Source organism: Roseovarius autotrophicus, assembly GCF_018069895.1.
GTDB classification, from domain to species: Bacteria; Pseudomonadota; Alphaproteobacteria; order Rhodobacterales; family Rhodobacteraceae; genus Roseovarius; species Roseovarius autotrophicus.
On the sequence record NZ_JAGQDH010000022.1, the window covers coordinates 1 to 13,332 of the forward strand.

A 13,332-nucleotide genomic window follows, 5' to 3' on the forward strand; every position below is an offset into this window, starting at 1 on the left:
CCCCCCCCCCCGCCCCCCCACAACCGCAAGACGGGGAACCCCTGGCGACTGGCCCGCCGCCGCCGCCTGCGCCGCCGTCTCGGCCACCTGCGCGGCCTCGTGATCCGCATCGGCACGGCGCAGCGCCTCTTGCGCCTGCGCGCGCGCGGCGCGGGCGCGCTCGGCCTCGGCCTCGCTGCGGGCCAGCGTCTTGCGATAATCCTCGATCAGGCGTTGCGCCGATTGGTGCCGCGCCGAAAGCCGCGCCAGATCCTCGGTCATCTGCCCCAGATCGCTCTCGCGCGCCTGCAAGACCGTGGCCGCGTCGCGCGCCTCCTCCTGTGCCGCGCCCAGCCGCGCCTCGTGCCCCTCGGCCCCCTTGGCCAGTTCCGCCGCTTCCCAGTCAAGCCGCGCGATGGTCTCGCCCGCGTCGCGGTTGAGGCCCGCCTCGCGCTCCATGTCGCGCTCAAGCTGCGCGATGCGCGCCTCCAGCGTCGCGATCCGGTCGCGCGCGCCTGCCTCCTGTTCCGCCAACGTGTCGCGCTGCACCGTCAGCCGTTGCAGGATCGCGCCTGCGATCGCCTCCTCCTCGCGCTTGGCAGGCAGCGCATCCTCGGCGGCCACCCGCGCACGCACCGCCTCTCGCGCGGCCCCTTCCGCGCGCGACGCCTCCAGCGTGCGGGTGCGCAAGGCATCTGCCGCCTGCACGCGCGCCTCCTCCGCCTCGCGCCAGCGCCGCCAAAGCAGCAATCCTTCAGCCAGTCGCAGTTCTTCGCCGATCTGGCGATAGCGGCCCGCCTGTTTCGCCTGCCGCGCCAGTTGCGCCAGTTGCGTGGCCAGTTGCTCGATCACGTCATCGACACGGGTCAGGTTCGCCTCCGCCCCGCGCAGCTTCAACTCGGCCTCGTGACGCCGCTGATAGAGGCCGGAGATTCCCGCCGCCTCCTCCAGTATCCGGCGCCGCGACTTGGGCCGCGCGTTGATCATCTCCGCAATCTGCCCCTGCCGCACCAGCGCCGGCGAATGCGCGCCCGTGGACGCATCGGCGAAAAGCATCTGCACATCACGCGCGCGCACCTCGCGGCCGTTGACCTTGTAGGCGCTGCCCACGTCGCGGGTGATGCGCCGGGTGATCTCCAGATGATCGGCATCGTTGAACCCCGCCGGGGCCAGCCGCTCTGAATTGTCGATCTGCATGACGACTTCGGCAAAGTTGCGCGCGGGCCGCGTGGCCGCCCCGGCAAAGATCACGTCTTCCATCCCGTCGCCGCGCATGGCCGAGGGGCGGTTCTCGCCCATTACCCAGCGCAGCGCCTCCAGGAGGTTCGACTTGCCACAGCCATTCGGCCCCACCACCCCCGTCAGCCCCTCGGCGATGACAAGGTCGGTGGGATCGACGAAGCTCTTGAAGCCGGTCAGTCTGAGCCTGTTGAACTGCACGCGCGGGTCCGGGTTGGGTGATTCCGTTGAATGGGAATTGTGCGGGGGTGGAGGCGGAGCTGTCAACATGGAACCACAGGATATGGGCAGGCCCGCATCCTTATCCACAGTATATTGCGGGATTGCGGCGGCGCCCCGCTCACTCTAGCCTTGGCCCAGCCCCGGACAGAGGCCCGCCATGCCATGCCCCGCCCTGACCATCTTCCCCGCCGACCCCCGTGCACCCGGTGCCAGCGCGCTCCTGCGCCAATCCCATGCCCTGATGCGCGCGCTCTTCCCGCCCGAAGACAATTTCTTTCTCGACATCGACGCGCTTTGCGCCCCCGACATCCGTTTTTTCGAGGCAAAGCGGGGGGCGGAGACGCTCGGCACCGGCGCGCTTGCCATCCGCGCCGATCATGGCGAAGTGAAATCCATGTTCGTGGCCGAGGCCGCGCGCGGGCAAGGCGTGGCCGCGGCGCTGCTTGCCCGGATCGAGGCCGAGGCGCATGCGCTTGGTCTGCCCTGCCTGCGGCTTGAAACCGGCAACGTGCTGCATGACGCGCACCGGCTCTATGCGCGCCACGGCTTTGCCCCGCGCGGGCCGTTTGGCGATTACCCCGACGCGCCCAGTTCGATCTTCATGGAAAAATCTCTTGGCCCCTCTCCGGCCACCGGCTGACAGGCCATTTCGGTCCATCGCTGCCGCGTCGGCACCGCGCGGCAGACATGGGGCCGCGCCACGCCCTTGGCCGCGCGCGCCGCAGGCGTGCAGACAAGCACCGCCTCGATCATCGCCTGATCGCCCCAGAGGCGCGGCGCGTCACAGCCGCTTACCGCCGCAATCGCCGCCGCAGCACGCGGCGCGACTGCGGCCATGCGTGGCGCCCATTCGGCATTGACCCGGATCGCCTGCGCGTGCCGCCCGGTGATGCGCACGTCAAACGTGCTTTGCTCGACACTGATCCGCGTCGGCGCAATCCCTCGAAAGGCCGGACTCGGCACGTTGCAGGCAACAGCCAGAAAGAGACAGGCAAGAACAGGCCAGCGCATCCTCCGAGTGAAGCACGGTTTAGGTTAACTGCGGCTTAACCACCGCCGTCAGATTTCCTCGACCATGACCACGCCCGAAAGGCTTCGGATCGCGCCCTTGATCTGCGGAGTGACGGGAAACTCGGTGCCGCTGTCGATCTCGACCTCACCGGGCAGCCCCGCGCCCAGAAGGCGGAAATGGATCGGGCCGGGGCGCGCGCCGCGCACGGATTTGACCGCGCCACCAAGCACCGCCGCGACCGAAGCCACGGCCTCGGCCTGATCGACGAAGATGCGCAGCCCCACCGCGCCCGCGTCCTGCACCAATCCATCGACCGGCTGCACCGAGCGGCAGAGCAGTTTCAACTGATCGGCCTCCATGGTCGCCTCGGCCTGGATCACCACCTGCAACCCGGTCTCCAGAAATTCGCGTGACTTCTCGAGCACCTCGGAAAACAGCGTGATCTCGTAACCGCCTGTCGGATCACTCAGTTGCGCAAAGGCAAACCGGTTGCCGCGCGCCGATTTGCGCTCTTGCCGCCCGGCGACGACCCCGGCCATCTTGACGATGCAGGGGCCTTGCGCCGCCCGCGCCATGACCTCGTCGAGCGTGCGCACGTCCTGCCGCTTGAGCACCGTCATGTAATCGTCAAGCGGGTGGCCCGAGAGGTAGAAACCCACCGCCTTGAACTCCTCGGTCAGCCGCTCGGCGGGCAACCAGTCCTCGACGGGCGCAAGCCGCGGCTCGGGCAGATCGTCCCCCGCCTCACCGAAAAGCGAGACCTGATTTGACGCCTTCTGCTCAAAGATCGCCGCCGAATAGCCCGTCAGCGCCTCGATGCTCTCGAACACGCGCCGCCGGTTGCGGTCAAGCGCGTCGAAGGCGCCCGCGCGCGCCAGCATCTCGAGCGGGCGCTTGCCCACCCGCTTGAGATCGACGCGCCGTGCGACATCATAAAGCGTTGCAAAAGGCCGCGCGCCGCGCCCCTCTACGATGAGCTTCATCGCCTCCACACCTACATTCTTGAGCGCGCCCAGCGCGTAATGCAGCACCCTGTCCCGCACCACGAATGTCGCCTCCGAGCGGTTCACGCAAGGCGGCGCCCAAGGCAGGCCCAGCCCCTTCTTCACCTCCTCGAAATAGATCGCCAGCTTGTCGGTGAGGTGGATATCGCAGTTCATGACGCCTGCCATGAATTCCACCGGGTGATTGGCCTTTAGCCAAGCGGTCTGATAGCTCACCACCGCATAGGCGGCGGCGTGGGACTTGTTGAAGCCGTAATTGGCGAATTTCTCCAAAAGGTCAAAGACCTCGTTGGCCTTTTTCCTGTCCACGCCACTGGCCATCGCGCCCGCCTCGAATTTCGGGCGTTCCCTGGCCATCTCGGCGGCGATCTTCTTACCCATGGCGCGGCGCAACAGGTCCGCACCGCCAAGGCTGTAGCCCGCCATGACCTGCGCGATCTGCATCACCTGTTCCTGATAGACGATGATGCCCTGGGTCTCTTCAAGGATATCGTCAATCAGCGGATGGATGCTCTCGATCTCGCGCAACCCGTTCTTGACCTCGCAATAGGTCGGGATGTTCTCCATCGGGCCGGGACGGTAAAGCGCGACCAGCGCCACGATATCCTCGATGCAGGTGGGCTTCATCCGCTTGAGCGCGTCCATCATGCCCGAGCTTTCCACCTGGAACACCGCCACGGTGCGAGCGCGGGCATACATCTCGTAGGTCTGCGCATCATCGAGCGGGATCTGCCCGATATCGTTCTCTGCCCCCGGCGCGGGCAGATAGATCGTGCTGCCATCGGCAGCGATATGAAGATCGCGCCCCCCGGCGCGGATCTGTGCAATGGCGTTCTGGATGACGGTCAGCGTCTTGAGGCCGAGAAAGTCGAACTTGACCAGCCCCGCCTGCTCCACCCATTTCATGTTGAACTGCGTGGCGGGCATGTCCGAGCGCGGATCGCGGTAGAGCGGCACCAACTCGTCCAGTGGGCGATCCCCGATCACCACGCCCGCGGCATGGGTCGAGGCGTTGCGCAACAGCCCCTCCACCTGCTGGCCATAATTCAGCAGCCGCGCCACCACCTCCTCGGCCTGCGCCGCCTCGCGCAGGCGCGGCTCGTCGGCCAGCGCCTTCTCGATGGACACGGGCTTGACGCCCTCAACCGGGATCATCTTGGACAGCCGGTCCACCTGCCCATAGGGCATCTGCAAGACCCGGCCCAGATCGCGCACGGCGGCCTTGCTGAGCAGGGCGCCGAATGTGATGATCTGCCCCACCCGGTCGTGGCCGTATTTCTCCTGCACATAGCGGATCACCTCCTCGCGGCGATCCATGCAGAAGTCGATGTCGAAATCGGGCATCGACACGCGCTCGGGGTTCAGGAACCGCTCGAACAGCAGGCTGTAACGCAGCGGGTCAAGGTCCGTGATGGTGAGCGCATAGGCCACAAGGCTGCCCGCCCCGGAACCACGCCCCGGCCCCACGGGAATGTCGTGATCCTTGGCCCATTTGATGAAATCCGCCACAATCAGGAAATAGCCGGGAAACCCCATTCCCTCGATGATCCCCAACTCGAATTCAAGCCGCTTTTCATATTCCTCAACCGGCGCGGCATGGGGGATGACGGCCAGCCGCGCGGCCAGCCCCTCGCGCGCCTGCCTGCGCAACTCCTCCACCTCGTTCTCGGCGAAACGTGGCAGGATGGGGTCGCGCTTGTACGCGCCAAAGGCACAGCGGCGCGCGATCTCCACGGTGTTCTCCAGCGCCTCTGGCAGATCGGCGAAAAGCGCGGCCATCTCCTCCTGCGACTTGAAATAGTGCTGCGGCGTCAGGCGGCGGCGCGGCGCGCCTTGATCGACATAGGCCCCGTCGGCCACGCAGAGGAGCGCGTCATGCGCCTCATACATCCCCGCCTCGGGAAAATAGACATCGTTGGTGGCAACCAGCGGCAGATCCATGGCATAGGCCATCTCCACATGGCCGCGCTCGCTCAGCCGCTCGGCCTCGGGGGCGCCACCCTCTCCGGGGTGGCGCTGCAACTCCACATAAATCCGGTCGCCGAACGCCGCCTTGAGCCGCGCCAGCAGCGCCTCTGCCGCCCCACGCTGCCCCGCCCGCAAGAGCCGCCCCACCGGCCCGTCCGGCCCGCCCGTCAGGCAGATCACACCCCCGGCATGGGCCGACAACTCCGCCACCGTCACATGCGGCTGGCTGCCGTCGCCGCGCAGGTAGAGACAGGAATTGAGCTTCATCAGGTTGCCGTAACCCGCCTCGGTCTGCGCCAGCAGAACCACCGGCGCGGGCGGCTTCAAGCGCTCGCCCGGTGCCGGTTCGAGATAGGCCAGATCCACCTGGCAACCCATCACCGGCTGCACCCCCGCTGCCTGCGCCGCCACAGAGAATTCCAACGCCGCAAACATGTTGTTGGTGTCGGTCACGGCCACGGCGGGCATACCGGCCCTCTCGCACAGAGCAGGCAGCTTCTTGAGCCGCACCGCCCCTTCGAGGAGCGAATATTCGGTGTGCACGCGCAGGTGGATGAATCGGGGAATGCTCGACATGCAGGCAACCTAGCCCCGACCCTGCGGGAACGAAAGCCTGCACACGCCACAGTGCATTGCCGAGACCCCCGAGGCTGGTCTAGGGTGACCAAAACACAGGGAGCGGCCCCGCCAAGGGGCAGGGACAGACGCGTGACCACGCCTTTGCTCAGCATCAATGGCTTGACCCGGACCTATCCGGGCGTGATCGCCAATGATTCCGTGTCCTTCGACATCCAAGAGGGCGAAGTCCACGCACTTCTGGGCGAAAACGGCGCGGGCAAATCCACCCTGGTCAAGATGATCTATGGCCTCGTGAAACCCGACAGCGGCGGAATGTCCTTGCGCGGCGCGCCCTATGCCCCCGCCAACCCTTCGGCGGCGCGCGCGGCAGGGGTGGCGATGGTGTTCCAGCATTTCTCGCTCTTCGATGCGCTCAACGTGGCCGAGAACGTGGCCCTCGGGATGGAAGCGCCACCGCCCATGCGCAGGCTTGCCGCCCGCATCCGCGAGGTGTCCGAGACCTACGGCCTGCCGCTCGATCCCGCGCGCCTCACCGGCGATCTGTCGGCGGGCGAGCGCCAGCGGGTCGAGATCATCCGCTGCCTGCTGCAAGAGCCGCGCCTTTTGATCATGGACGAACCCACGTCTGTTCTGACCCCACAGGAAGTGGATATCCTCTTCGAGACCCTGCGCAAACTCACGGCCGAAGGCGTGGCGATCCTCTACATCTCACACAAGCTGGAAGAAATCCGTGCGCTCTGTGATGCCGCCACCATCCTGCGCCATGGCCGCAACGTGGGCACCTGCGTGCCGCGAGAGACCTCGGCACGCGCGATGGCCGAGGCGATGGTCGGCGCAAGCTTCAATGCGCCGCGCCGCGCGGGGCAGGCGGCGGGCGCGGTCGCGCTTGAGGTGCGGGGCCTCTCGTTGTCCGCCCCTTCCGCCTTCGGCACCGCGCTGCGCGACGTGTCGCTCACCCTGCTGCAGGGCGAGATCCTCGGCATCGGCGGGGTGGCGGGCAACGGTCAGGACGAGGTACTGGCCGCGCTCTCGGGCGAACGGTTGACCGATCCCGACACGATCCGTCTTGATGGCGCGCCCATCGGGCGGCTTGGCCCCAATGCGCGCCGCGCGCTCGGCCTTCTCGCCGCGCCCGAAGAACGTCTCGGCCACGCCGCCGCCCCGGACATGAGCCTGACGGAAAACGCCCTGCTCAGCGCCGCCACGCGCGAGGGGCTCACCCGCCACGGTTTCATCCGTTGGGGGGCGGCGCGCGCCTTCGCCACCCGCGTGATCGCGGATTTCGACGTGCGCACGCCGGGGCCAGAGACGGCAGCGCGCTCTCTCTCGGGCGGCAATCTGCAAAAATTCGTGATCGGCCGCGAGGTTTTACAACGCCCCCGCGTTCTGGTGGTGAATCAGCCCACCTGGGGCGTCGATGCCGCCGCCGCCGCCGCCATAAGACAGGCGCTCCTTGATCTGGCCGCCGAAGGCGCGGCGATCTTGTGCATCAGCCAGGACCTTGACGAACTTCTGGAAATCGCCGACCGCTTCGCCGCACTCAACGAGGGACGGCTGTCGGGCGCGCGCCCCACGGCCAGCCTCAGCCTTGACGAGATCGGCCTGATGATGGGCGGCGCGCATGACATGGAGGTAGCGCATGTCTGAGGCGTCGCACAAAGAGACCGAGGCCTCCGGCGGGGATATTTATCGCCAGAAGAAACCCCATGCCTGCGCCCGGTTTCTTCTGGCCCGAAATATCCCGGGGGGGGCGCCCGAAGGGCGGCGGGGGCAGCGCCCCCCTGCAACAGCAGAGGCCGCGCCATGCTGAGGCTCGAGAAGCGCCCGCAGCCCTCGCGACTCTGGACCTTCGCCACCCCGCCGCTTGCGGTACTGATCACAATGATCGCGGGCGGTGCGCTTTTTGCCGCGCTGGGCAAGGACCCGGCCGAGGCCATCGCCACGATCTTCTGGCAGCCGCTCTTCGGCGAATTCTCGTTCTATTACCGCCCGCAACTCCTCATCAAGGCCGCGCCGCTCATCCTCATCGCCATCGGCCTCAGCCTCGGGTTTCGGGCCGGTATCTGGAATATCGGCGCCGAGGGCCAGTATATCATGGGTGCGCTGGCAGGCGCAGGCGTGGCGCTGGCCCTGTACCCGCTCGAAAGCCGGATCGTGTTTCCGCTCATGGTGCTGGCGGGCGCGCTTGGCGGCTGGGCCTGGGCGATGATCCCGGCCATGCTGAAGCTGCGCTTCGGCACCAATGAAATCCTCGTCTCCCTGATGCTCGTCTATGTGGCCGAACAGCTTCTGGCCGCGATGGCGCTGGGGCCGATGCGCAATCCCGACGGGCGCGGATTTCCCGGTTCGCGGAACCTGCGCCAATACGAAAGTGCCCATAATGGCGAACTGATCCCCGGCACGGGGATGCATTGGGGGGTGGCGGCGGCGCTCATCGCGGTGATCCTCGCCTATGTGCTGCTCTCGCGCCACAGCCTCGGCTTTCACATCCGCCTTGCCGGACAGGCCCCGCGCGCGGCGCGTTTCGCCGGTGTGCGCCCCGGTCGGCTGGTGGTGTTCTGCCTTGGTACCGCCGGGGCGCTCGCGGGGCTGGCGGGCATGTTCGAGGTGGCGGGCCCCGCCGGTCAGGTGAGCATCGATTTCAACGTGGGCTACGGCTTTACCGCGATCATCGTGGCGTTTCTGGGGCGTCTGCACCCGGTCGGCATCGCGCTTGCGGGGCTTCTGATGGCACTCACCTATATCGGTGGCGAGATGGCGCAATCGACCATGGGGCTGCCCGCCGCCGCGATCCAGCTTTTCCAGGGGATGCTGCTGTTTTTCCTGCTGGCGGTGGATCTGCTGACCAATTTCCGCCTGCGAGTCCGTCTCAGGGAGGCAGCCTAATGGGTGCGATCGATCCGACCCTCCTTCTGGCCGCGATCATGGTGGCGGCGACACCCATTCTTCTGGCCGCGCTTGGCGAACTGGTGGTGGAGCGCGCGGGCGTGCTCAACCTCGGGGTAGAGGGCATGATGATCACCGGTGCGATCTGCGGCTTTGCCGTGGCGGTCAATTCCGGCTCGCCGGTGCTCGGCTTTGTCGCGGCGGCGGCGGGGGGCGCAGCACTCTCGCTGCTCTTTGCCCTGCTGACGCAACTGGCGCTGGCCAATCAGGTCGCCTCTGGGCTGGCGCTGACGCTTTTCGGCCTCGGCCTCTCATCGCTGTTGGGCCAAGGATATCAGGGGATCAAGCCCCCGCCCACGCCCCGGCTCGACCTCGGCCCGTTGAGCGATATCCCCTTCCTCGGTCGCGTGCTCTTTTCCCACGATCCCATGGTCTATCTCGCGCTCGGGCTGGTGGCGGCGGTCTGGGCGCTGCTGAAATTCACCCGCGCGGGCCTGATCCTGCGCGCCGTGGGCGAAAACCACGACGCCGCCCATGCGCTCGGCTATCGGGTGGTGCGGGTGCGGGTGATGGCGATCCTCTTCGGCGGGGCCTGCGCGGGGCTGGGCGGTGCGTATATCAGTCTCATCCGTGTGCCGCAGTGGACCGAGGGCATGACCTCCGGCGCGGGCTGGATCGCGCTCGCCCTCGTCGTCTTTGCCTCGTGGAAGGCCGGGCGCGTTCTACTCGGTGCCTGGCTTTTCGGCGGGGTCTCTGTGCTTCAGCTCAATCTTCAGGCAGCGGGCCTTGCCATTCCTGTCGAGTATCTTTCCATGTCGCCCTACTTGATCACCATCCTCGTGCTGGTCATCATGTCCGCGGACCGCTCTCGCGCACCCGGCTCTCTGGGCCGCAGCTTTCACGCCTCGCAATAACCACAACAAGGAGACCCCACATGACCCTTACCCGCCTGTTCACCACCGCAGCCCTTGCGCTTGGCCTGGCCAGCACCGCCATGGCGCAGGATAAGACCAAGGTCGGCTTCATCTATGTCGGCCCCATCGGCGATGGCGGCTGGACCTATGAGCATGACAAGGGCCGTCTCGCCGTCGAGGCAGAGTTCGGCGACGCGGTCGAAACCGTCTATCAGGAAAGCGTGCCGGAGGGCGCCGATGCCGAGCGCGCAATCACGCAGATGGCGCTTCAGGGCGCGGACCTGATCTTTACCACCTCGTTCGGCTTCATGGAGCCGACGCTTGCCGTGGCCGAAAAATTCCCCAATGTGAAATTCGAGCACGCCACCGGCTACAAGACCGCGCCCAATGTCTCGACCTATTCCGCCCGATTCTACGAGGGGCGCGCGGTGCAAGGCCATATCGCGGGCAAGATGACCAAATCGAATATCATCGGCTATATCGCCTCCTATCCGATCCCCGAGGTCATCCGCGGCATCAACTCGGCCTATATCCACGCCAAGAAAGCCAACCCCGATGTCGAGTTCAAGATCATCTGGGCCTATACATGGTTCGACCCGGCAAAAGAGGCCGACGCCGCGCAGGCTCTCATTGAACAGGGCGCGGATGTGATCCTGCAACATACCGATTCCACCGCCCCGCAGGCCGCCGCCGAGAAGGCCGGCAATGTCGTGACCTTCGGGCAGGCCTCGGACATGGCCGAATATGCGCCCTTCCCGCGCGTGTCGTCGATCATCGATGACTGGGCACCCTACTATATCGCCCGCACCCGCGCGGTGATTGACGGCACCTGGGAGACAACCGAGACCTGGGACGGCATCGGCCCCGGCATGGTCGCGATCGGCGAGATCACCGACGCCGTGCCCGCCGACGTCAAGGCCGAGGCACTCGCAATGAAGGATGCCATGGCGCGCGGCGAGTATCACCCCTTCACCGGCCCACTCAACAAACAGGACGGCAGCGTGTGGCTGACCGAGGGCGAAGTGGCCGACGACGGCACGCTTCTGGGCATGGATTTCTATGTCGAGGGCCTGACCGGGCAGATCCCGAACTGAGCCCGTTGCCTGTGACCTGCACCCCGCCGTGCCACGCGCGGCGGGGTGATTATGCGGTTCACAGGTGCCGAACCGGGCACGCGGAGCGCTCAGATCGACTGGTCGTAATCCCCCACCGCCGGTTCGGTGCGGATGACCGCATCGAGATCGGCGAAGATGGCGCGCATTTCCGCGTCGCTTGCGCTGCTCTCGCACACCACCACAAGGTTGGGCGTGTTCGACGAGGCCCGCACAAGACCCCAGGACCCGTTGTCGAGAATAACACGGGCGCCATTGACGGTCACGACCTCCTTGATGGGGCGCCCGGCGAGCGGCTCTCCTGCGGCATGGCGCGCGACGAGTTTGGCGACGATGCGATCCAGCACAGCGTATTTCTCGGTATCGGCGCACCAGGGTGACATGGTGGGGGTGCCCCAGGTCTGCGGCAGGGCGCGGCGGAGGTCGGACATGGACATATCAGGGTTGCGGTCCATCAGCTTGCAGATCTCGACCGCCACACGCAGACCACAATCATAGCCGCGCCCGATGGGTTCGGCGAGGAAGTAATGGCCGGATTTCTCGAAACCGGCGAGCGCGCCCAATTCCTTGACCCGGCGTTTCATGTGGCTGTGGCCGGTTTTCCAGTAATCCGCCGTGACGCCATTCTTGATCAGTTCGGGATCAGAGGCAAAGAGCCCGGTGGATTTCACATCCGCCACAAAGGTGGCGTTGGGGTAAATCTTCGACAGATCCCGCGCCATGATGACGCCCACCTTGTCGGCAAAGATTTCCTCGCCCTCGTCATCGACAACGCCGCAGCGGTCACCGTCGCCGTCAAAGCCGAGCGCGAAATCGGCGCCCGTGGCGCGCACGGTTTCGGCCATGTCATGCAGCATTTCCATGGCTTCGGGATTGGGGTTGTAATGCGGAAAGGTGTAGTCGAGCCTGTTGTGCGACGGGATCACCTCGACGCCGATGCGCGCGAACAATTCCGGCGCAAAGGCAGAGGCAGTGCCATTGCCGGTGGCGCAGACGACGCGCAGCTTGCGGGTCATGCGAAAATCGCCGACGAGATCGTCAAGATAGGCCTCGCGCACGCCGGGGACAAATTCGTAAGAGCCGACCGCGCGCGCGACGCCGCGCCCCTCAAGCACGATGTCGCGGAGTTCCGCCATCTCGTCCGGGCCGTGGGTGAGCGGGCGCTCGAACCCCATCTTGACCCCGGTCCAGCCGTTCGGGTTGTGCGAGGCGGTGACCATGGCCACGGCGGGCACATCGAGGTGGAATTGCGCGAAATAGGCCATGGGGCTGAGGGCAGGGCCGATGTCCTTGACGGTGATCCCTGCCTGCATGAGGCCCAGCATGAGCGCATTCTTGATCGTGAGCGAATAGTCGCGGTAGTCATTGCCGACCGCGATCACCGGCGCGATGCCGCGGGCGTGGATCTGGGTGCCGAGACCGAGACCAAGCGCCGTGATCCCCGGCAGGTTGATCGCATCGGGATATTTCCAGCGCGCGTCGTATTCGCGAAAACCCGTCGGCTCGATCATCGCGTCGCGCAGGAATTCCCATGTGTTCGGCGCGACGGTCGGCAGGGGCTTGGACATGAATAACTCTTTGCTTCAAACAATCAGGGGGTTTGCCTTGGCGAGGCGATCGAACTCCATCAGGCTCGCTATGAGCGCGGGCATTTGCGTGAGGGGGATCATGTTCGGCCCGTCCGAGGGCGCGTTGTCGGGATCCTCATGCGTCTCGATGAACACGGCCGCGACCCCGATCGCCACGGCGGCGCGCGCCATGACGGGGGCGAATTCGCGCTGCCCGCCGCTGCTGCCGCCCTTGCCGCCGGGTTGCTGCACCGAATGGGTCGCATCCATCACCACCGGATAGCCGGTCGCCGCCATCTGCGGCAGGCTGCGCATATCGGCAACAAGGGTGTTGTAACCAAAAGAGGTGCCGCGTTCGGTCAGCATGATACGGGTGTTGCCGGTGCTCTCGATCTTGGAGATGACATTGGGCATGTCCCAGGGGGCGAGAAACTGCCCCTTCTTGACATTGATCACCGCGCCGGTCTCGCCCGCCGCGATCAGGAGATCGGTCTGGCGGCAGAGAAAGGCGGGGATTTGCAGCACATCGGCCACCTCAGCCACCGGCGCGCATTGATCCGCGGTGTGGATGTCGGTGAGCACCGGCAGCCCAAGCGCGTCCTTGACCGATTGCAGCACCTTGAGCCCCTCGTCGAGCCCGAGGCCGCGCTTGCCCGAGAGCGAGGTGCGGTTGGCCTTGTCAAAGCTGCCCTTGAAGATCAACCCTGCGCCATGGGCGGCGCAGGCCTCTTGCAATGTGCCGGCGATCATCTGGGCATGGTCAGCGGATTCGAGCTGGCAGGGCCCGGCGATGAAGGTAAGCGGCCGGTCATTCGCAACACGGCAGCCCGAAATATCAATCACGTGCAT

10 protein-coding genes are annotated in these 13,332 nt (G+C 66.2%); 5 read left to right on the forward strand and 5 right to left on the reverse strand.

Translation table 11 applies throughout. The annotated features are described in order from the left end of the window. A partial coding sequence (locus tag KAK09_RS15595; protein WP_210879866.1) for an AAA family ATPase occupies positions 1 to 1,419 on the reverse strand: 1,419 nt, incomplete at its 3' end. A 178-nt stretch (positions 1,420 to 1,597) separates the two neighbouring features. On the opposite strand from KAK09_RS15595, the gene KAK09_RS15600 reads away from it, so the two are divergent. After that, positions 1,598 to 2,080, forward strand: a complete 483-nt coding sequence (locus KAK09_RS15600) for a GNAT family N-acetyltransferase (protein ID WP_210879867.1) — start codon at positions 1,598 to 1,600, stop codon at positions 2,078 to 2,080. Here KAK09_RS15600 and KAK09_RS15605 read toward each other — a convergent pair. Together KAK09_RS15605 and dnaE are read right to left on the reverse strand one after the other, a co-directional pair. Beyond that, positions 2,014 to 2,451 carry a hypothetical protein gene (locus KAK09_RS15605; protein WP_210879868.1) on the reverse strand — a complete coding sequence of 146 codons (438 nt, stop codon included), beginning with the start codon at positions 2,449 to 2,451 and terminating at the stop codon, positions 2,014 to 2,016. The two genes, KAK09_RS15600 and KAK09_RS15605, sit on opposite strands and share 67 nt — an antisense overlap. Positions 2,452 to 2,499: 48 nt before the next feature. Further along, on the reverse strand, positions 2,500 to 6,000 hold the full coding sequence (gene dnaE / locus KAK09_RS15610) for a DNA polymerase III subunit alpha (protein WP_210879869.1): 3,501 nt from the start codon (positions 5,998 to 6,000) through the stop codon (positions 2,500 to 2,502). 132 nt (positions 6,001 to 6,132) lie between these two features. Between dnaE and KAK09_RS15615 the strand changes: the two genes are divergently transcribed. The 4 genes from KAK09_RS15615 to KAK09_RS15630 all read left to right on the forward strand — a co-directional run bounded on the left by KAK09_RS15615 (position 6,133) and on the right by KAK09_RS15630 (position 10,897). Further along, positions 6,133 to 7,650, forward strand: a complete 1,518-nt coding sequence (locus KAK09_RS15615) for an ATP-binding cassette domain-containing protein (protein WP_210879870.1) — start codon at positions 6,133 to 6,135, stop codon at positions 7,648 to 7,650. Positions 7,651 to 7,806: 156 nt separating this feature from the next. Beyond that, entirely contained in the window at positions 7,807 to 8,889 is a 1,083-nt protein-coding gene (locus KAK09_RS15620) for an ABC transporter permease (RefSeq protein WP_210879871.1), read from the forward strand. Continuing rightward, complete coding sequence (locus KAK09_RS15625; RefSeq protein WP_210879872.1) at positions 8,889 to 9,803, forward strand: ABC transporter permease; 915 nt, start codon at positions 8,889 to 8,891, stop codon at positions 9,801 to 9,803. Before KAK09_RS15620 ends, KAK09_RS15625 begins: the two co-directional genes overlap by 1 nt. Before the next feature lie 20 nt (positions 9,804 to 9,823). Continuing rightward, positions 9,824 to 10,897: a BMP family ABC transporter substrate-binding protein gene (locus KAK09_RS15630; RefSeq protein ID WP_210879873.1), complete on the forward strand. Its 1,074-nt coding sequence runs from the start codon at positions 9,824 to 9,826 to the stop codon at positions 10,895 to 10,897. A gap of 89 nt (positions 10,898 to 10,986) precedes the next feature. Here KAK09_RS15630 and KAK09_RS15635 read toward each other — a convergent pair whose 3' ends face one another. Then, positions 10,987 to 12,483, reverse strand: coding sequence for a phosphomannomutase/phosphoglucomutase (locus KAK09_RS15635; RefSeq protein ID WP_210879874.1), 1,497 nt, complete (start codon positions 12,481 to 12,483; stop codon positions 10,987 to 10,989). 15 nt (positions 12,484 to 12,498) lie between these two features. Further along, the gene (gene kdsA, locus KAK09_RS15640) at positions 12,499 to 13,332 is read right to left on the reverse strand and encodes a 3-deoxy-8-phosphooctulonate synthase (protein ID WP_210879900.1); all 834 of its coding nucleotides are present in this window, start codon (positions 13,330 to 13,332) and stop codon (positions 12,499 to 12,501) included.

Excerpts from the sequence above, each read along its gene's own strand:
- KAK09_RS15600 (WP_210879867.1), top strand. The coding sequence starts at position 1,598 with ATGCCATGCCCCGCCCTGACCATCTTCCCCGCCGACCCCCGTGCACCC.
- KAK09_RS15605 (WP_210879868.1), bottom strand. The coding sequence starts at position 2,451 with ATGCGCTGGCCTGTTCTTGCCTGTCTCTTTCTGGCTGTTGCCTGCAAC.
- dnaE (WP_210879869.1), bottom strand. The coding sequence starts at position 6,000 with ATGTCGAGCATTCCCCGATTCATCCACCTGCGCGTGCACACCGAATAT.
- KAK09_RS15620 (WP_210879871.1), top strand. The coding sequence starts at position 7,807 with ATGCTGAGGCTCGAGAAGCGCCCGCAGCCCTCGCGACTCTGGACCTTC.
- KAK09_RS15625 (WP_210879872.1), top strand. The coding sequence starts at position 8,889 with ATGGGTGCGATCGATCCGACCCTCCTTCTGGCCGCGATCATGGTGGCG.
- KAK09_RS15630 (WP_210879873.1), top strand. The coding sequence starts at position 9,824 with ATGACCCTTACCCGCCTGTTCACCACCGCAGCCCTTGCGCTTGGCCTG.
- KAK09_RS15635 (WP_210879874.1), bottom strand. The coding sequence starts at position 12,483 with ATGTCCAAGCCCCTGCCGACCGTCGCGCCGAACACATGGGAATTCCTG.
- kdsA (WP_210879900.1), bottom strand. The coding sequence starts at position 13,332 with ATGCACGTGATTGATATTTCGGGCTGCCGTGTTGCGAATGACCGGCCG.